Source organism: Haloplanus litoreus (assembly GCF_045690335.1).
Taxonomy (GTDB): domain Archaea; phylum Halobacteriota; class Halobacteria; order Halobacteriales; family Haloferacaceae; genus Haloplanus; species Haloplanus litoreus.
In genome coordinates this window covers 270563-287437 of record NZ_CP147874.1, presented here as the reverse complement: position 1 = coordinate 287437, position 16875 = coordinate 270563, and the positions used below count along the sequence as shown (strand labels likewise).

Below are 16875 nucleotides of genomic sequence, written 5' to 3'. Positions count from 1 at the left end.
ACGACGACCGATACGAAGGAAGGGATTTACGACTCCTCGTCACGTCGGGCCACCTGATGACGGCGACCCAGTCGGACCTCGCGGACCTGTCGCGGTATATTTTCACCGCCCCGAGCTGGTACGCCAGCCTCGGGTTCGCGCTGGTCATCGCCGCGATGGCGGGGGTCGCCGCCTTCGACTCCGGCGGTACGTCGCCGACGTGGCGGAACCTGCTCATTCTGGGCCGTGACGCCTGGCAGGGCATCTTCTTCATCGGCCTGCCGACGGTCATCGCGTCGCTCGGGACGACTGGCGTCGACCGCTTCGTCGGCGGCAAACTCACGCCGAACCGGTCGTCGCTGTTGGCGCTGCTCTGTGAGCTCATCCTCGTCGCCATCGTCACCGTCGCGGGTCTCGTCTCTCTGGTGACGCCGCTCGGCCAGACCTTCGTCTACGACGCCCTGATCATCGCGCTGGCCTCCATCTTCGCCTTCCGCCTGCTGGTCGTCATGGCCGTCTCGCAGTCATCGCTTCTGATCGCGGCGGTGCCAGCGAGCCTCCAGACCGTCGTCTCGGCCGTCTTCCTGTTCGTCTACAGCGGCACTGTCCGGTTCCTGGAACTCGGCGGTCCGCTGGTCGACGCCTACCTGATGCCGTATCTCTCCCGCGCGTCGGAGGCTCCCCCGGAACTGTGGATCATCGACGCCAGCCACTTCCAGTTGCTTGCGGTCACTTGCGTGGTGTACGCCGGCGCCGTCTACACGTTCGTTCGGGTGATCGACCGCCCGTGGCAGCGCAGCCTCGGCGTGTCGGTCCTCGACTTCATCCGGGGGTTCGTCGGTCACGTCGCCGAAGGGTCGCGCGAACTCGAGGACTTCTTCGAGACACTCGGCGAGGAGGCCATCGTCCCCGTGACGGTGCTGTCCTTCCGGCGTCCCGACGGCACTCAAAAGGCGCGGTTCGTCCTGCCGATGATCCACCCGGGACCGATGGGCGAAATCGGGGGCGGAAACTTCCCCGCCCGGGTCGCCAAACACACCGAGGGGCTCGTCTTCCCACCACACGCTACCGCCGGACACGACTTCAACCTCGTGACCGAACGCGAGGTGGACGCCATCCTCGACGCCATCGACGCCGCGGGCGAGCGACTCACGTACACCGAGGAGGCGACACGGAGCGTCCGCACCCGGTCGGGCGAGGCGTCGATGCTCGGGCAGGCCTTCGGCGACGACGCCCTGCTAGTCGCCACCTACGCCCCCGGGTTCGCCGACGACGTGGAGTACGGCGTCGGCCTCTCCGCGGCCGCCGAAGCCCGAACCGTCGGGCTGGACGACGTCCTCCTCGTCGACGCTCACAACTCCAACAACGGCCTCCAGGGCGAGGACCTGGGACACGTCACGCCCGGAAGCGAGCGCGCGTTCGACATGATCACGGCGGCGAAACGGACGGGGCGGCGGCTGAGCGAGGCACCCCGCGGACCGATCCGTCTCGGCGTCGCCTGGGATCGGACGGAGTGGGACGCCCTCGACGGCATCGGCCCCCTCGGGATCCGCGTCGCCGTCGTCGAGGTGGCGGACCAACACACGGCCTACGTACTCGTCGACGGCAACAACATGGTACCCGGACTGCGTGGCCGCGTCGTCGACGCGGTGACCGCCCGCGAACCGGTCGACGTGGCCGAGGTCATGACGACCGACACGCACATCGTCAACAGTGTCGAGGCGGACAATCAGGTCGGGTCGGCCATCGACCACGGCGAGTTCGTCGCGCTGATCGAACGCCTGGTCGGGGAGGCGGCCGACGACCTCGAACCGGTGTCGGCCGGGCTAGCGACGGAGCGGGCGGAGGTGACGGTCTTCGGCAACGACCGGACGGAGACGCTCGCCAGTCACGCGAACGCCGTCGTCTCGATGGGCGGGGCGCTCGCGGCGGTCATCATCCTCGGCGCGATGGCGGTCAGCGTCCTGATCTTCTTCCTCACAGGGTGAGTTCGCGCGTATCGACCGCGTCACAGCTCGGACAGCGGTGCCGGTACTCGACGCGCAGCCCCGCGGCGGTCACGCGCCACTCCCCCTCGGTATCCTCGTGTCCGCAGGCCGGACACGCCGCCCGGGAGTCCTCGTAGTGGGCACGGAGTCGACCGAACGGCGTCGATCCGGAGCGGTTCTTCATTGACATGCGTTACCAATTAACTGAGTGACGTGTTAACTCTTTCGTGGCGGTGTCCCGAAGAGGGAAATATCCGGATGGCCTACGAGGAGACGTGCTCCTGGTGCTCTGTGTGGATCTGGACGACGACCTCGGCCGCAAGACCGGCCTCGAGACGCCGGTCGTCGGTCGCGACGCCGTCAGGGACGCGGCCGTCGCCCTCGCCACGGCGGACCCCGAGGACTCCGACGTGAACGTCATGTTCCAGGGGCTTCACGTCCTCGAGGACCTCGAAGCGGCGGAGAGCGAGGAGGTCGAAGTGGCCGCGGTCACGGGCGTTCAGGGGAGCGAAGTGCGGGCCACCCGCGCGGTCGGCGAGGAGGTCGACCGGGTACTGGCTGGCCTCGCGACCGGGGAGTCCGTCCGGGCCATCGTCATCACCGACGGCGCGCAGGACGAGTCCGTCCTGCCCGTCATCCGGTCGCGGGTCCCCATCGACAGCGTCCGCCGTGTCGTCGTCCGGCAGGCACAGAACCTGGAGTCGATGTACTACACGATGAAGCAGGTGCTCGCGGACCCGGAGACCCGCGGGACCCTGTTGGTTCCGCTCGGCATCCTCCTCCTGATCTACCCGTTCGTCACCATCGCCACCTTCTTCGACGTCCCGGGCGCGGCGGTTCTCGGGCTCATCTCGGCGCTCCTCGGTCTCTACACGCTGTTCCGGGGGCTGGGTCTCGAATCGACAGTGGACGAGGCAGCCGAGCGGATCCGAAACGTCCTCTACGCCGGTCGGGTGACGATCATCACCTACGTCGTCGCGGCGGCCCTCCTGGTCGTCGGCGGCGCCGAGGGGGTGTCGACGCTCCGGACCGTCGAGGCCGGTGTCGCCGGCGATCCGTCCGCAGTGACGGTGCTCGCCGCCCTCGTCAACGGCGCCATCCGGTGGTTCGCCGCGGCGGGGATCACCAGCAGCCTCGGACAAGTGACCGACGAGTACCTCGCCGACCGGTTCAAGTGGCGCTACCTGAACGCCCCCTTCTACGTGGCCGCCATCGCCGTCGTCCTCTACGCAGTCTCCGGGTTCTTGCTCCCGCCCGTGGCGGGCGTGGCGGCGCTCACGCTGACGGACCTCGCGGTGGCTCTCACCGTCGGCACGCTCCTCGGCGTTCTCAGCACGCTCACCTTTGCCATCGCGGAGTCACGATTCCCGACGGGCGTCGACCCGGCCTAACGCTCCCGGACGACGACGAACTCCGCGAGGTCCTGCAGGTAGTCGACGGCGTCGACGTCGTCGGTGTCGGCCGCGGACAGCGCCGAAAGCGCTCGATCCGATTCCCGGCGCGCCCGGTCGTTGGCCGCCGACGGCGAGAGATCCGTCACCTGCACCAGCGACGGGCGGTCCATCTCCGCGTCCTGGCCCGTCGGCTTGCCGAGGGCGTCCGCGTCGGCCGTCGCGTCCAACACGTCGTCACGGATCTGGAAGGCGACGCCGACTCGTTCGGCGTAGTCGCCCAGCGACTCGACGGTGAAGGCGTCGGCGCCGCCGGCCACGGCACCCAGTTCCGCCGCCGCGCGGAAGAGGACGCCCGTCTTCCGGCGGGCGAGTTCCATGTACTCCGCCTCGTTCTCGGGACGGGCGACCAGTTCCGTCGCCTCGCCCTCGCCGAGTTCGACCATCGCCTCGGCGACGATGCGCATCGCCCGTTCGTTCCGAGAGAAGAGCGCGAACGCCTCGCCGAGCAGCCCGTCGCTGGCGACGATGGCGGGACCGTAGCCGAACTCCTCCCAGGCGCTCGGGGTGCCGCGACGCACCGCCGACCGGTCGATGATGTCGTCGATCACCAGCGAGGCGTTGTGGACCAGTTCGATTCCGACCGCGAAGTCGACGGCGTCGGCGGGCACCCCGCCGACGGCCTCACACGCCAGCACCGTCACCGCCGGCCGAACTCGCTTGCCGCCAGCCAGCGCGACGTGGTCGAGTTGCGCCGCGAGCTCCGGCGGTTCGACCGCCTCGACGAGCGACTCCAGCCGGTCGTTCACGAGTCCGACGCGGCGATCCAGATACTCCATTGCCCGGGCGAAAGGGCGGACGCGGCAAGTACGTGACGCTATTCGAAGCGCTCGATCAGTTCCGGAACGACCTCGAACAGGTCGTCGACGATGCCGTAGTCCGCGATGTCGAAGATGGGTGCGTCGGGATCGGTGTTGACGGCGATGATCGTCTCGGCGCCTTTCATACCGGCCACGTGCTGGACCGCCCCCGAGATGCCGAGCGCGAGGTAGACCTCGGGGGTCACGACCTTCCCCGACTGGCCGACCTGACGGTTCTTCGGCAACCAACCGCTGTCGACGATGGGACGGGAGGCGGCGAGCGTCGCGTCGAGGGCGTCGGCCAAGTCTTCGACCAGTTCGAGGTTCTCCTCTTCCTCGATGCCGCGCCCGACGGAGACGACGAACTCGGCCTCGCTGATGTCGACGTCCCCGGCGCCGGCCTCCTCGAACCCGCGGACGGTAGAGCGAACCGACGACTCGTCGACGTCGACGTCGAAGGGGGTGATCTCGGCGTCGCCGGGTTCCTCCTCGGGGGGCCACTCGCCACCACGGATCGTCACGGTGACCGGTTCGACTGCCACCTCGACCGTCGTCTCCACCTTCGAGCCGTACATCTCGCGGACGGCGGTCAGCCCGTCGTCGACCGACAGGTCGACCGCGTCGCTGACCAGCGGGGTCGACAGCCGCGTCGCCACCGCAGGTGCGTAGTCGAGTCCGTTCACACTGTTTGGCAGGAGGAGGACGCTCGGATCGAGCGACTCGAACAGCGCCGTCGTCGCCGCCGTGTACACGTCGTGGTTGAACTCCTCCCCCTCGGCGACGGTGTGAATCGCCGCGACGCCGCGGCGGTCCAGTCGCTCGGCGAAGCCGTCGACGTCGCCGCCGATCACGGCGACGTGCAGGTCGCCGTCCAGGTCGTCGGCCAGGTCCCGACCCGCCGCGATCAGTTCGTAGCTCACCGGACGGAGGTCACCGCGGCGGTGTTCGGCGACGGCGAGGACGTCCCCGTCGCTCATTCCGCACCCACCCCCGCGTCCCGCAGGACAGTTTCGAGTTCCGCGGCCGTCTCCTCGGGGCTTCCTTCGAACAGCGTGGCGTCCGACTCACTCTCGGGTTTCGCCATCCCCGTGAGGGTCAGGTCGCCGTCGAGGACGGCCGGATCGAGGCCGAGGTCGGCGAGCGTGTGCACGGCGAGTTCCTTGCGCTGGGCCTGTCGGATGCCCCGCAGACTCGCGTACCGCGGGTCGTTGATTCCCGTCTGGATCGTGAGGACCGCGGGCAGGGCGACGGTCGTGAGTTCCTCGACGCCGCCTTCGAGTTCGCGCCGGACCGAGGCCTCGCCATCCCCCAGTTCGAGGTCGTTCACGACCGCCGCCCACCCGAAGTCGAGGTGTTCGGCGAGGGCGACGCCAGTAGCGCCGAAGCCGTCGTCGGCGGCCTGTACGCCCGAGAGGACGAGGTCGGGATCCTCCGCCTCGGCGACGGCCGCGAGGACGCGAGCGGTCGCCGTCGGATCGATCAGACCCGCCTCCGCGAGCGCGTCGTCCCAGACACGGACCGCGCGGTCGACGCCTTTCGCCAGCGCCATCCGGATCGTCTCCTCGCTGCGCTCCGGGCCGACCGTAACGGCGACGACTTCGACGTCCTCGTCCCGGTCTTCGGCGATGCGGACCGCCGCCTCGACGGCGTAGTCGTCCCACTCGTTGAGGTCGTACTCGAGGAACTTCTCGGGGATGCTCAGTCCCTCGATTTCGAAGTCGTCGGCGACTTCGGCAACCTCCTTGACGGTTACGAGGATCTTCATGGAGGCCACCTTCCCGTGCGGGCGTAAAGGCTCTGTTGGAACGCGTCGACGCACACCACGATCGGTGGCAACACACACCGCGACGATTGCCAACACACGTCGTCGCGCAGACCGACGGCACTGCGGAGGTAACGCGACGCGGCGGGCACTCGTACCGACGGCAACGCTTACGTCTCGGGGTCCTCGTCGGGGAGCGAGATGAGGTTCTCACGGCCGAGACGGAGCTTCTCGATCCGGCCGTCGTCGGCCATCGTCGAGAGCAACTGGGACACCTTGGCGTCCGACCACCCCGTCTCGCGGACGATCCGCGCCTGCTTCATCCGCCCGCCGTTCTCGTCGAGGAGGCGTTCGACGCGCTCCTCGTCCGAGAGCAGAGAGGGGTCGATGGTCCCGTCCGTATCGGCCTCGTCGGTCGTCGCCTCGTCGGTGGCGTCGGTCGTCCCGTCGGCCGCAGGTGTGGCATCCGGCGACGACTCCACCGGTTCGGGTTCCTCGTCGCCCGCGTCGTCGGTGGCGGTCGGTGACGCCTCGCCGTGACGGCGGATGTAGATCACGGCGGCGACGAGCCCCAGCCCCACGAGTAGGGCGCCACCGATCAGCGACCAGGGCGGTCCCTGCGGTTCGGGTTCCTCGGGTGCCGTCTGCTGGTAAGAGATGGTCAGGGGTTCGCGGAACGTGTGGGGACCCTGGATCACCACCGATCCGTTGTCGAGGCCGAAGCGCGTATCGGTCACCTGGTAGCCCTCCGGCGTCTCGACGACCAGTCGCTGTGAGGGTTCGATCGAGGCGAGCCAGGTCCGGTTTCCGGGCATCAACACCGCGTCCTCGACGGCGAAGCCGTGGTCGGTGTCGGTGACGAAGTTCGTCCAGGTGAACGAGAGACTGAGGACACCGGTCCCGTTGCTGACGGTGGCGTTCCGGGTGGGGTTCCGGATCGACATCTCCCGCCCGGTCGCCCGACTGGCTTCCTCGGCGAGGGTCCGGAAGAAGGCGGCATCGAGGCCGATACCGGCGTCGCCGGCCTCGAACGTTCGGCCGTAACGCTCGAAGGCGGCCCGATCGGTCTCGGTCGAGAGGTTGTACCGGATCGAGACGTTCCAGCGGGCGGTCCCGTCCGGATCCGGCGCGATGTAGAGTTCCGTAACCGTCGGGTCGTCGATACGGGCACGGGACGGTCCCACGAGTGCCGGCCGGTCGGCGGGGGACGACGGGGCGACGTCCCCCGTCTCGGTGGTGGAGGGAACACCGGTCCCGGCGAGTGCCACCGCGGGGAACGTCCCGGTCAGGAGGACCAAGAGGGCGAGGAGGGGCGCGGCGATCCGCATTACTTCGTGCCTCTCGATGAGACGGGAAAACGCTTTCCATCGCCACAGAGCCCCTGTCGGCGAGATAGCGGCCGTCAGACGTGAGACGGAAGGCGGGGTTTTAGTAGCAGGCGGATGTATCGTCGGCCGATGAGAGCCCTCCCCGTTCTCGTGGTTGCCCTCCTCCTCTCGTCCGCAGTCGGGGCTGCGGGCGGCCTCGCCGGAACCGCACCCGTCGACACCGACGAACGCTCGCCACCGTCGCCCGCGGCCCTCGACGCCCCAGTCGTCGCACAGACCGACGACAACCGGACGCCACTCCAACAGATCAACGTCCTCGACGTGCCCCCCGAGTCGGTCGGTCGCTCCGCCGTCGCCGAACACTACGTGGACCTCGGCCCTGCGGTGGGGCTCTCGACGAACGCGACGACCGACCAGCTCCGGACGCTGGCGATGACCGAGCGCGTCGAGGACGCCGACACGGCCGAACTGCGCCGCGAACGCCTCCGGACGGCGCTGCAGGACCTCGAAACCTCGGTCGACGACCTGGACCGCAAACAGATAGCCGCCGTCGGGGCGTACAGCGAGGACGAGATCACCACCCAGCAGCTTCTCGTCACCCTCGTTCGGATCAGCATCGCCGCCCAGGAGCTCAACGAGCGACGACGGCAACTGGAGGAACTGGCCGCCGACACGCCCGGCTTCGACATCAACCGTGGACGACTGGCCTCCATCGGAAACCGGCTCTCGGCGTTCACCGGTCCGGTGCGTGACCACGCCCGCGCGGTCCTCCACGGCGAGGTCGACCCACACCGGTTCTACGTGGCGACGAGCGCCCGGAGCGTCACCGTCTCGGCCGTCATCGACGAGACGTACTACCGCGAGGCCTACCGCGGTGACCTCCGGAACGGCGCCGGCGACGCCATCGAACTCGAAGTCGCCCTCGACATCGTCGCGAGCAGCTACCCGGTCATCTGGAACACGACTCGCGAACAGACCCAGGTGTTCGGCGGGGGCGAGACCTATCCGGTCCGGATCGGACACAGCCGGGGCGACCTGACCGCCTTCGTCGACAGCAACGCCCGCGTCGTCTACGCCGAACACCAGCGCCGACCGCTCGAGACGGTGGTCACGGACCAGCGGATCGACCGAACCGACGACGGGCTTCGACTCGTCGTGAACCACACCTACCCCGGCGGTCCCGTCCAGATCCGGGTCGTCGACGAGGTGACCGGCGACCCCGTCGACGCACCCGTCTCGATCAAGGCGGGCCCCAGCCCGCCCGAACGGATCGGAACCACCGGCACCGACGGCGTGATCTGGACGCTCTCACCCAACCGCCAGTACACCGTCAGCGTCCGAGCGCTGGGCGGTAACGTCAGCGCCGTCGTCCCCCCGGGCGTCCCGCCGCGAGTGGTCACGAGCGGTGACGACGGCGACGACGGCGACGACGAGAATACGACGGCCACCCCGACACCGACGCCGATGGACGGCGCCGTCGCGAACGTTTATCACCCGTAACGCGGCCAGCCGACCTATGGTCGGCCGGACCGCGACGGGAGTCCTGCTCGCCGCCGTCCTCGGAATCGCCGTCCTCGGCACCACGCTGGCGGCGCTCCCCACGGCGCCGACGGCCGTCGCGCCGACACTCTCCGTCGACGGGGACCGTCTCGTTCTCACGCACCGGGCGGGGGAGACGGTGGACGTTCGCAGCCTCGACGTGCTCGTTCGGGTCGACGGCCAGCCACTCGCCCGCCAGCCACCGGTCCCGTTTTTCTCCGCGCGTGGCTTTCGCTCCGGGCCGACCGGGCCGTTCAACGCCGCCGCCGACCCGCGATGGGAGCCGGGCGAGCGCGCGTCGTTCCGCGTCGCGTCGACGAACCGGCCGTCGCTCTCGGCGGGCGCTCACGTGACTGTCGAACTGCGCCGGAACGGGCGACTGCTCGCCGTTCTGTCGGCCACCGCCTAGTTGTCGGGGGCGCGAGCCAGCGTCGTGATGGCGATTTCGGGGTTGTACGCCGGCCCCATCGTGACGTGTTGTACGTCGTCGAAGCCGGCCGCAGCGAACATCCGATCCGCTTCCGCCTCGTCGTAGAAGAGCATGATCGCGTCGGCGACGCGCTGGAACACCGAACTGTTGGGGTAGTTCGGTCCGACGACCAGCACCGGCCCACCCGGCTTCACGATCCGCCGGAACTCGGCGAGGGCGTCGACCGGATTGGGCCAGTACTCGATGGACCCCGACGACCAGACGGCGTCGAAACTGTCGTCCGCGAAGGGGAGCCGCTCGGCGTCGCCCCGATAGAAGTTCACCTCGTCGGTGCGGCCGAACTTCTCGAAGGCCTTCTCCATCTGGTGGATACTCTGATCCAGTCCGTGGACGTCGTCGGTGTACTGGAGCAGTCCCTCGGTACCGAAACCGGTGCCACAGCCCACGTCGAGCACCCGGTCGTCGGGGGCGAGATCGAGAAGCTCCAGCGCCTCCGCCCGCATCTCCTCGTTCCAGATGAACGGGTTGACCTGGTCGTACACCTTCGAGAGGTACTTGTAGAACAGCCGCGCCCGAGATTTGTTTTCGAGGATGCCCATTTAAATCCGGGTTAGGGTTCGACCGTCATAACGGTGCGGATTCGCCGACTGCGCGGCTACCGGACCCGGTCGAGTGGGCAGGCGGTGGTCCGATCGGCGGAGATCCACTCGGTCGCGAGTTTGCCGTCCTCGGGCGTGAAAATCGTCAGTTCCGACGGGTCCGAAAGGTCGTCGAAGAGACACTCCAGTTCGAACTCGGGCGCCGAGCGCAGGCCGGACGTCGAGGGTGTCGCCGCCATCAGCGACAGCGTACGCAGAGTTGCTTCGCGGTGCCCTCGCCGTCGACGGGGGCGACCTGACCACAGTCGAGACACTGGATCCGGGTGCGGGCGTACTCGGTGTGCGAGGCAACACGGGTGGTATCCTGTTTACTACTCATACTCGACCATACGTCCAAGGCAATATATAATTTTTGGTGGTACACGGTGATTTTCGAAATATTAGTTCTGGGTCCTGGGTTGTAGGCGCTGTAGAACTTGGGATTATTGTGGGAGAAAAATCACGACATCACGGTCACGACGGCCACGGCTCCCTGGTCGTAGTGGACGGACGCGGGTCGGCCCCGTACTGGGACAGGTGCGTTCGTAAGTCATCACGCACCCGATCGGACGCAGTCTGGCGATCGGGGGTGCAAACAGTTCCAGCCGCGACGATAGTTGTACGTCGGTCCCGGCGATTCGCCGCGACGGACCGGCGAACCGCCGGGCGACCGTCGCACCTCCCCGTCTCAGGCGTCGGCCTGTTCGAGGGCGGCTTCGATGTCCGGTCGCTGGGTGACGCCGACGAACCGGTCGACGATGCCGTCGTCGTTCTCGACGACTACGGTCGGGAGGGACTGCACCTGGTACTCGTTGGCGGTGTCCTGATCCTGGTCGACGTCGATTTTCTCGAACTCGACGTCGCCGTAGTCGGCCGCCAGTTCCTCCAGAATCGGATCCTGTGCGTCACACGGACCACACCAGTCGGCGTAGAAATCGAGCAGTCGAACGGTCATTGATCCGTCCATCGCTACCGGAGCGACCCCGATAAGCGTTCCTCATCCGGCGACGGTCTTCCCCGGAGCGAAACGTTTAGGCCGGCGACGAACCCAGAGACGCGTATGAGTGGAAGTCAGGGCGGCGGCGGACTGATGTCGAGTGCGGGGCTCGTTCGCTACTTCGACGCCGAGGACCGCAACGCCATTCGGATCGACCCCAAGACCGTCGTCGCGTTCGGCGTCCTCTTCGGGGTACTGGTGCAGGTGCTGAACGTCGTCTCGCTGTAATGGGTCTCCGGATCGGCGTCGTCGCCGTCCAGGGGAACGTGAGCGAACACGTCTCGGCGATCGAACGGGCAGCGGCGACCACCGGCCACGAGGTCCACGTCGTCGAAATCCGCGAGTCGGGGATCGTCCCCGGCTGCGACGCCCTCGCGCTCCCCGGCGGCGAATCGACCACCATCTCCCGACTGCTCGGCACCGAGGGCATCGACGAGGAGATCGTCGCCCACGTCGAGGCCGGCAAGCCCGTCCTCGCGACGTGTGCCGGCCTCATCGTCGCCTCGCGGGACGCCCGCGACGATCGGGTCGACACCCTCGGCGTCGTCGACGTCTCCGTCGACCGCAACGCCTTCGGCCGACAGGTCGACAGCTTCGAGGCCGCCCTCGACGTTGCCGGCCTGGACGACCCGTTCCACGCCGTGTTCATCCGCGCCCCCGTCGTCGACGAGGTGGGACCGGACGTGACGGTTCTGGCGACGGTGGAAGATCGCCCCGTGGCGATCCGCGACGGACCGGTCGTCGCCACCTCCTTTCATCCCGAACTCACCGACGACGACCGCCTTCACCGCCTCGCGCTCTTCGACCCGTTGGCGGCGACGGCGTAGCGACAGGCCCTTGCCCCCGCCGGTCGTCCGGTCGCCCATGACCGACGAAGACGATGTGGCCCCCGACGCCGTCCTCGACGCACTCTTTGCCACTATCGAGGACCGCCGCGACGAACTCCCGGAAGGCTCCTACACCGCGTCCCTGTTCACCCACGAGAAGGGGGAGAACGCGACGCTCGAGAAGATCGGCGAGGAGGCGACCGAAGTCGTCCTCGCGGCGAAAGACGACGACAGCGAGCAACTGGTCGCCGAATCAGCGGATCTGGTCTATCACCTGCTCGTCCTGTTGGCGATGAAGGGGTTGACCGTCGACGATCTGCGGGCGGAACTCGAAGACCGGTTCTAGTCGAAGCGGACGCCGAGGTCGTGCATCCCCTCGTTGTTCGTGGCGACGTTGATGAGCAGCGGCGTCAGCGCCTCGATTTCGGGGGAGTTGGCGAGTCCACCGGCGTCGAGGGGACGCAGTCCGTCGATGCCGTCGGCGAGCAGTCGAACCGTCTCCTTGGCGTCGGGGTCGTCGGCGACGAGGAGGGTGTCGATACCGAGATCGGCGTCCAGGTCGGCCAGCCGACCGGCTGCGAGGTTGTGGAACGCCCCGACGACGGGGACGCCCTCGGGGGCGGCGTCGACGGCCAGTTGCGTCACGCTCCCGGCGCCGGGTCGGTGGTAGTGGAAGCCGTCCTCGTCGCGTTGCATCCCCGTCGCGGGCGTGACGAGGACGTCGCCGTCGTCGAGGGAGTCGGCCACCGCCTCCACCGTGTCGGTGACGTGGTAGGCGGGGACGGCGAGGACGACGACGCTCGCCCGGTCGGCCGCCATCGCGTTCTCGAACCCGTTGACCTTCCGGTCGACGCCACGACTCGACAGTTCGGTCTCGTACTCCTCGGCCTTCGCGCGGGCCTTGTCGGGGTCCCGCGAGCCGATCACGACGTCGTGATCGGTGTGGAACGCCCACCGGAGGGCGAGACCTTCGCCGATGTCGCCGGTCCCGCCGAGTAGTGCGATTCGCATGGCTGTACTGTGGACGGGCCGAAAGTAAGCGTGTCGGGACAGGGTCTATTCGCCGCCGGCGGCGAGCGTCGCGACGACGGGAGCGACGGCGACGAACGGGGACCGATCGAGTGTCACGAGTCCAGCAGATCGGGCAGGTCGTTCACCGTCTCGACCACCGCGGCGGCGCCGGCGTCCTCGTAGGCCCGCCGCCCCGAGTCGCCGGTCAGTCCACCGGTGAGGACACCGACCCCGTAGTACGTCCGGTCGGCGTCGGCGTCGGCGGCGTTCACCGCGGTCCGCACGTCGTCGAGGGTGTCGCCGGCGAAGGCCACCCGCGCCGCGTCCAGCCGATCCGCCAGCGTCGTCAGCGCCCGGGGGTGCGGTTTGCCCGCCGCCCAGTCGTCCATCGTGAACCGGTGGGCGTCGGGGACCGAGAGGCCGACCCGGTCGAGCGCGATGGCCGCCTCCGCGGCCGGGCGCCCCGTCAGCACGCCGACCGCGAACCGCTCGGTGAGGGTCTCGAGCGTCGCGGGCTCGACGAGGACGGGTTCGTCGTGGATGTAGCCGCGGGTCTCGAACGGCGGCTCGCCGCCCTCCAGATCACGGTACAGGTCGGCACCGAGGTAGAGCGCCTGGAAGGTCTCGCGCAACCGGTCGGGGGCCCAGCGGCCGAAGACGTCGTCGTCGTCGAGCGGGGCCGCCCGAACGACGGCTTCGGCGGCGTCCAGGCCACCGCCCCTCGCGGCGACGGCGTCGGTGAACGTCGCCACGTCGCCGTCGTAGCCGGCCTCTCGGGCGAGGACGTAAAGCGCCGCGGCGTCGGTGAGTTCCCAGTCGTTGTTGAAGCCGCCGGCGTCCTTGAAGCGCTGGATGCCGGCGTCGTCGATGGTCCGTCCGTACACCCGGTCGACGGATTCGACGATGGCCCGGCGATACGAGTCCGCGACGTCGACGAGCACCCCGTCGATGTCGAGTACGACCGCGTCCACGTCCATGTGCCCGAGGGTGGCACGGCGGGCCAAGTGCCTTTCTATCGCCCGGTCACCCGACCCGCGTACTGATCCCCTCGGCGGTCCGGCCGCCAGGGTGGCGAAGTTGGCCGCTCTCGACCTCGGAGACGTAGCCGTGGACCGTCGCGTCGACGAGGGGCGTACCTCCGGGGAGCGCACCTGTGTGACACGGACCGCGTCGACGTCGACCCAGCGACAGCGGTGCCCGCTACCGGTGACACGGCGCGGGAGCGACGTACAGCGTCTCACGGCCGACCGATTCCCGGTCGACCGGGACGGTTGGCTCCTCGAAACCGAGGGTGGTAAAGAGGAAGTCGGCACCGGCGGCGCCCGCCACGTCGCGGGCGGATCGCTGCAGTTCCGCGGGCAGGTTCAGGCCGTACACGGCGTCGACGCGGTAGGGGTCACCGGGACCCTCGCCGTCGAGTGCGTCGGCCCGGGCGACCACGTCGTCGCGGACGAAGTCGACGCCGTCGGGGACGGGCGCGTCGAACACGTCCGTCGCGGTGACCGCACAGCCGGCGTCGACGAGGGCCGTCGCCACCTCCGGACGGCGACCGATCCCCACTTCGACGAGGCGGTCGTAGGTGGCGAGTCGGTCGACGAGTGCGGAGCGCGGAGCCGTCACGTCGGGATATTTATAGCGGGCCCACGCTTAACACCTCTCATGCTCGTCGACATCGTGCCGATCGGGGACGTGCCGGCACAGGTGAAACGCGAGGCTTCTGCCGGACTGCGAGCAGTCTACGACTGCGACGTGACGGTCCACGACGCCCAGCGAATCCCCGACGGCGCGTTCGACCGGAGTCGGAATCAGTACCGGGCCGAGGAGTTCATCGAACTCGCCAGCCGCGTCGGGAGCGGCGAGAAGAACATCGGCATCACCTCCGAGGACCTCTACTACCGACGTCGGAACTACGTCTTCGGGCTCGCCTACCTGAACGGCAACGGCTCCGTGGTCTCCACGTATCGCCTGCAAACTACCTCCGACGGCGGGATCACCTCCAAACCCCAGTCCGAAGTGTTCGCCGACCGCGTGCGCAAGGAAATCGTCCACGAAATCGGTCACACCGTCGGCCTCGAACACTGCGACAACGAACGCTGTGTGATGAGCTTCTCGCCCACCGTCCGCGAAGTGGACAAGAAAGAGCAGAACCTCTGTGGCTCCTGCGACCGAACGCTGTTCTAACGACTCATCCGGATTACTGTAGCTGTTTCCCGGTGAGTCGCCGAGACCGTCTCGGCGACCTACCGGTCCTGACTTACAGTACCCCGTCTCAGGGCGCGTAAGTCCCCTCGTACACCGCCTCCTCGAGGACGTGCCCCTCCATCGCCCGCTCCAAGTCGTCGAGCATCGACCCGGCCGGCACGTCAAGTTCGGCGTCCAGCGCGAACAGCCGGAACCGGTAGGTGTGCTCCCCGTCCGGGGGGTTCGGGCCGCCGTAGTCCGTCTCCCCGTAGTCGTTCTCGCCTTCGACGGCGGCGGCAGTGTCGGTCGACCAGTCCTCGGGGATGCGTTTGCGCGTCGGGTCGACGTTCCACACCAGCCAGTGTCGCCACACCTTCCCCGCCGGTTCGAGGGCGTCGGGGTCGTCGACGACGAGCGCGAGCGACTCGGTCTCGGCGGGGGGATCCGACAGTTCCAGCGGCGGGTTGACGTTGTCGGCCGTGTAGCCGTACTTCCGGGGGATCGGGTCGCCGTCTCGGAAGGCAGGGCTGGATAGCTCCATACTGACACGTGCACGCCGCGAGGAGTTATCTTTGGGGGGCGACCGGTAACGCTTAGGCGCGCGGGACGCCACGACTCGGGCATGACCGACGACTCGGATGCGACCGGCGCGGACGCCCTCGTCCGGCGGGTCCGCGACGGCGACCTGCGGGTCCACGAACTCGAAGAGCACGCCGACGCCGACACCGCGGCGACGGCGAGACGGCGCCTCGTCGAATCCGAGACGGGCGTCTCCCTCGACGCCGTCGGCGCCTACGGCTTCCCGGCCGACCGCGCCGACGCCAACATCGAGAACATGATCGGCGCGGCCCAGATTCCGATGGGCGTCGCCGGGCCGGTGACCGTCGACGGCGGCGCCCTCGACGGGGAGCGGTACCTCCCGATGGCGACGACGGAAGGTGCTCTGATCGCCAGCGTCAACCGCGGCTGTTCGGTGGTCGACGCCGCCGGGGGCGCCACCGCCCGCGTCACCAAATCGGGGATGACTCGCGCGCCCGTCTTCCGGGTGGCCGACGTCGCGGAGGCCGAGGCGCTCGTCGCGTGGGTTCGGGACAACGAGGGGACTCTCCGGGAGGCCGCCGAGGCGACGACCAGTCACGGCGAACTGCAGGGCGTGACTCCCTACGTCGTCGGCGACTCCGTCTTCCTGCGTTTCCGCTACGACACCAAGGACGCGATGGGGATGAACATGGCCACCATCGCCACTCGGGCGGCCGCCGAAGTGGTCGAGGCGGAGACGAGCGCCTCGCTGGTCGCGCTCTCGGGCAACCTCTGTACGGACAAGAAGCCGGCGGCGATCAACGCCGTGGAGGGACGCGGGCGGTCCGTCACCGCGGACGTGACCCTCCCCCGCGGCGTCGTGGAGGAGCGCCTGCACACGACGCCGGAGGCCGTCGCCGAGGTGAACACGCGCAAGAACCACGTGGGAAGCGCCAAGGCCGGGAGTCTCGGTTTCAACGCCCACGTCGCCAACGTCGTCGCCGCCATGTTCCTCGCGACGGGGCAGGACGCCGCCCAGGTGGTCGAGGGGGCGAACGCGATTACGACCGCCGAGGTGCGCGAGGCGGGCCTGTACGTGAGCGTCTCGCTCGCGAGTCTGGAGATTGGGACCGTCGGCGGCGGCACGAAACTGCCGACACAGGGGGAAGGACTCGAACTGTTGGGCGTCGCCGGCGGCGGCGACCCCGCCGGATCGAACGCCGACGCCCTCGCCGAGGCCATCGCCGTCGGCGCGCTGGCTGGCGAACTCTCCCTGCTCGCGGCGCTCGGCTCCCGACACCTCTCCTCGGCCCACGAGTCGCTCGGCCGTTGACGACCGCCCGCAGCGACTGCCGGGCACCGTCGTCCCGGCGCCGACGACCCGCCGATTCCTGCGACGGTCGGCCGTAACTGTCTCGGGATACT

The 16875-nt window shown here is 68.8% G+C and carries 22 protein-coding genes; 9 read left to right on the top strand and 13 right to left on the bottom strand.

Annotated features, from left to right (window positions below):
* The first annotated feature begins 56 nt into the window (after nucleotides 1-56).
* On the top strand, nucleotides 57-1967 hold the full coding sequence (locus V8686_RS01660; RefSeq protein WP_379702195.1) for a DUF2070 family protein: 1911 nt from the start codon (nucleotides 57-59) through the stop codon (nucleotides 1965-1967).
* On the opposite strand, the gene V8686_RS01655 is transcribed toward V8686_RS01660, so the two are convergent.
* On the bottom strand, nucleotides 1957-2157 hold the full coding sequence (locus tag V8686_RS01655; protein WP_379702193.1) for an HVO_0649 family zinc finger protein: 201 nt from the start codon (nucleotides 2155-2157) through the stop codon (nucleotides 1957-1959). The two genes, V8686_RS01660 and V8686_RS01655, sit on opposite strands and share 11 nt — an antisense overlap.
* A gap of 85 nt (nucleotides 2158-2242) precedes the next feature.
* Between V8686_RS01655 and V8686_RS01650 the strand changes: the two genes are divergently transcribed.
* Nucleotides 2243-3358, top strand: coding sequence for a DUF373 family protein (locus V8686_RS01650; protein ID WP_379702191.1), 1116 nt, complete (start codon nucleotides 2243-2245; stop codon nucleotides 3356-3358).
* On the opposite strand, the gene V8686_RS01645 is transcribed toward V8686_RS01650, so the two are convergent.
* From V8686_RS01645 to V8686_RS01630, 4 genes are all read right to left on the bottom strand, one after another.
* Entirely contained in the window at nucleotides 3355-4197 is an 843-nt protein-coding gene (locus tag V8686_RS01645) for a polyprenyl synthetase family protein (protein WP_379702189.1), read from the bottom strand. The two genes, V8686_RS01650 and V8686_RS01645, sit on opposite strands and share 4 nt — an antisense overlap.
* A gap of 38 nt (nucleotides 4198-4235) precedes the next feature.
* The gene (locus tag V8686_RS01640; RefSeq protein ID WP_379702187.1) at nucleotides 4236-5195 is read right to left on the bottom strand and encodes an electron transfer flavoprotein subunit alpha/FixB family protein; all 960 of its coding nucleotides are present in this window, start codon (nucleotides 5193-5195) and stop codon (nucleotides 4236-4238) included.
* A complete protein-coding gene (locus V8686_RS01635; protein WP_379702185.1) occupies nucleotides 5192-5983 on the bottom strand; it encodes an electron transfer flavoprotein subunit beta/FixA family protein in 792 nt (263 codons plus the stop codon). The genes V8686_RS01640 and V8686_RS01635 overlap by 4 nt, the downstream gene beginning before the upstream one ends.
* A 167-nt stretch (nucleotides 5984-6150) precedes the next feature.
* On the bottom strand, nucleotides 6151-7308 hold the full coding sequence (locus V8686_RS01630) for a helix-turn-helix transcriptional regulator (RefSeq protein ID WP_379702184.1): 1158 nt from the start codon (nucleotides 7306-7308) through the stop codon (nucleotides 6151-6153).
* A gap of 129 nt (nucleotides 7309-7437) precedes the next feature.
* Between V8686_RS01630 and V8686_RS01625 the strand changes: the two genes are divergently transcribed.
* Together V8686_RS01625 and V8686_RS01620 are read left to right on the top strand one after the other, a co-directional pair.
* Entirely contained in the window at nucleotides 7438-8808 is a 1371-nt protein-coding gene (locus V8686_RS01625; RefSeq protein WP_379702182.1) for a DUF7096 domain-containing protein, read from the top strand.
* A gap of 16 nt (nucleotides 8809-8824) precedes the next feature.
* Nucleotides 8825-9256, top strand: coding sequence for a type IV pilin (locus V8686_RS01620; protein WP_379702180.1), 432 nt, complete (start codon nucleotides 8825-8827; stop codon nucleotides 9254-9256).
* On the opposite strand, the gene V8686_RS01615 is transcribed toward V8686_RS01620, so the two are convergent.
* From V8686_RS01615 to V8686_RS01600, 4 genes are all read right to left on the bottom strand, one after another.
* The gene (locus V8686_RS01615; RefSeq protein WP_379702178.1) at nucleotides 9253-9876 is read right to left on the bottom strand and encodes a methyltransferase domain-containing protein; all 624 of its coding nucleotides are present in this window, start codon (nucleotides 9874-9876) and stop codon (nucleotides 9253-9255) included. The two genes, V8686_RS01620 and V8686_RS01615, sit on opposite strands and share 4 nt — an antisense overlap.
* A 56-nt stretch (nucleotides 9877-9932) precedes the next feature.
* Nucleotides 9933-10115, bottom strand: a complete 183-nt coding sequence (locus V8686_RS01610) for a hypothetical protein (RefSeq protein WP_379702176.1) — start codon at nucleotides 10113-10115, stop codon at nucleotides 9933-9935.
* Nucleotides 10115-10255 carry a hypothetical protein gene (locus V8686_RS01605; RefSeq protein WP_379702174.1) on the bottom strand — a complete coding sequence of 47 codons (141 nt, stop codon included), beginning with the start codon at nucleotides 10253-10255 and terminating at the stop codon, nucleotides 10115-10117. Before V8686_RS01605 ends, V8686_RS01610 begins: the two co-directional genes overlap by 1 nt.
* A 348-nt stretch (nucleotides 10256-10603) precedes the next feature.
* Entirely contained in the window at nucleotides 10604-10870 is a 267-nt protein-coding gene (locus tag V8686_RS01600; protein ID WP_379702172.1) for a thioredoxin family protein, read from the bottom strand.
* A 105-nt stretch (nucleotides 10871-10975) separates the two neighbouring features.
* Here V8686_RS01600 and V8686_RS01595 point away from each other — a divergent pair, with 105 nt between their 5' ends.
* The 3 genes from V8686_RS01595 to hisE are packed head-to-tail and all read left to right on the top strand — an operon-like array spanning nucleotide 10976 to nucleotide 12085.
* Entirely contained in the window at nucleotides 10976-11140 is a 165-nt protein-coding gene (locus V8686_RS01595; RefSeq protein WP_251341595.1) for a preprotein translocase subunit Sec61beta, read from the top strand.
* Nucleotides 11140-11739, top strand: coding sequence for a pyridoxal 5'-phosphate synthase glutaminase subunit PdxT (gene pdxT / locus V8686_RS01590; protein ID WP_379702170.1), 600 nt, complete (start codon nucleotides 11140-11142; stop codon nucleotides 11737-11739). The genes V8686_RS01595 and pdxT overlap by 1 nt, the downstream gene beginning before the upstream one ends.
* A 37-nt stretch (nucleotides 11740-11776) precedes the next feature.
* Nucleotides 11777-12085: a phosphoribosyl-ATP diphosphatase gene (gene hisE, locus V8686_RS01585; RefSeq protein ID WP_379702168.1), complete on the top strand. Its 309-nt coding sequence runs from the start codon at nucleotides 11777-11779 to the stop codon at nucleotides 12083-12085.
* On the opposite strand, the gene npdG is transcribed toward hisE, so the two are convergent.
* The 3 genes from npdG to V8686_RS01570 form a co-directional block, all read right to left on the bottom strand.
* Complete coding sequence (npdG, locus tag V8686_RS01580; RefSeq protein WP_379702167.1) at nucleotides 12082-12750, bottom strand: NADPH-dependent F420 reductase; 669 nt, start codon at nucleotides 12748-12750, stop codon at nucleotides 12082-12084. The two genes, hisE and npdG, sit on opposite strands and share 4 nt — an antisense overlap.
* 113 nt (nucleotides 12751-12863) lie before the next feature.
* Entirely contained in the window at nucleotides 12864-13727 is an 864-nt protein-coding gene (locus V8686_RS01575) for a TIGR01548 family HAD-type hydrolase (RefSeq protein WP_379702166.1), read from the bottom strand.
* Between the two features lie 223 nt (nucleotides 13728-13950).
* Nucleotides 13951-14370, bottom strand: a complete 420-nt coding sequence (locus V8686_RS01570; protein WP_379702164.1) for a UPF0146 family protein — start codon at nucleotides 14368-14370, stop codon at nucleotides 13951-13953.
* Between the two features lie 39 nt (nucleotides 14371-14409).
* On the opposite strand from V8686_RS01570, the gene V8686_RS01565 reads away from it, so the two are divergent.
* The gene (locus tag V8686_RS01565) at nucleotides 14410-14931 is read left to right on the top strand and encodes an archaemetzincin family Zn-dependent metalloprotease (RefSeq protein WP_379702163.1); all 522 of its coding nucleotides are present in this window, start codon (nucleotides 14410-14412) and stop codon (nucleotides 14929-14931) included.
* Between the two features lie 88 nt (nucleotides 14932-15019).
* On the opposite strand, the gene V8686_RS01560 is transcribed toward V8686_RS01565, so the two are convergent.
* Nucleotides 15020-15472 carry a YbhB/YbcL family Raf kinase inhibitor-like protein gene (locus V8686_RS01560; protein ID WP_379702162.1) on the bottom strand — a complete coding sequence of 151 codons (453 nt, stop codon included), beginning with the start codon at nucleotides 15470-15472 and terminating at the stop codon, nucleotides 15020-15022.
* An 81-nt stretch (nucleotides 15473-15553) separates the two neighbouring features.
* On the opposite strand from V8686_RS01560, the gene hmgA reads away from it, so the two are divergent.
* Nucleotides 15554-16783 (top strand): hydroxymethylglutaryl-CoA reductase (NADPH), encoded by a 1230-nt coding sequence (gene hmgA / locus V8686_RS01555; RefSeq protein WP_379702160.1) that lies wholly within the window; start codon nucleotides 15554-15556, stop codon nucleotides 16781-16783.
* Nucleotides 16784-16875 lie beyond the last annotated feature (92 nt).